The sequence below is a fragment of the Chryseobacterium sp. SIMBA_029 genome, assembly GCF_046535275.1.
In the GTDB taxonomy this organism is placed as follows: domain Bacteria; phylum Bacteroidota; class Bacteroidia; order Flavobacteriales; family Weeksellaceae; genus Chryseobacterium.
Genome location: NZ_JAWRXA010000074.1, coordinates 1 through 380 on the forward strand (window position 1 = coordinate 1; position 380 = coordinate 380).

At 54.2% G+C, this 380-nt stretch carries 1 protein-coding gene; it reads left to right on the forward strand.

The window, feature by feature from the left end:
- Nucleotides 1-380, forward strand: a 380-nt coding sequence (locus SB679_RS23275) for a class I SAM-dependent methyltransferase (protein WP_410704658.1), incomplete at both ends; no start/stop codon positions are given.

The following is a 380-nucleotide window of genomic DNA, read 5'->3' on the forward strand; positions in this document are numbered from 1 at the left end:
GATGTTCAATCCGAGCAAGATCTTGCATGGGATGGTGAGCGCTATATCCCGGGGATGTCCACCGAGATTGAACTCGAGCACATGCATCGGTACGTCGTTGCGCGTAAACTGGCCGCTGGCCTGCGTGTACTGGACATCGCGTGCGGAGAGGGCTACGGCTCATATGCCTTGTCCAGTCTTGCGGCGTCAGTCATCGGTGTAGACATCAGTGAAGAAGCAATTCGTCATGCGCAAACACAGTATCTGCACCGGACATCGAATCTCGAATTCAAGGTGGGTTCAGCGGCCGATATTCCGTTAGCGAACGCAAGTGTCGATCTTGTCGTGAGCTTCGAGACGATTGAGCATCATGACCAGCACGAAGCCATGATCCGCGAGAT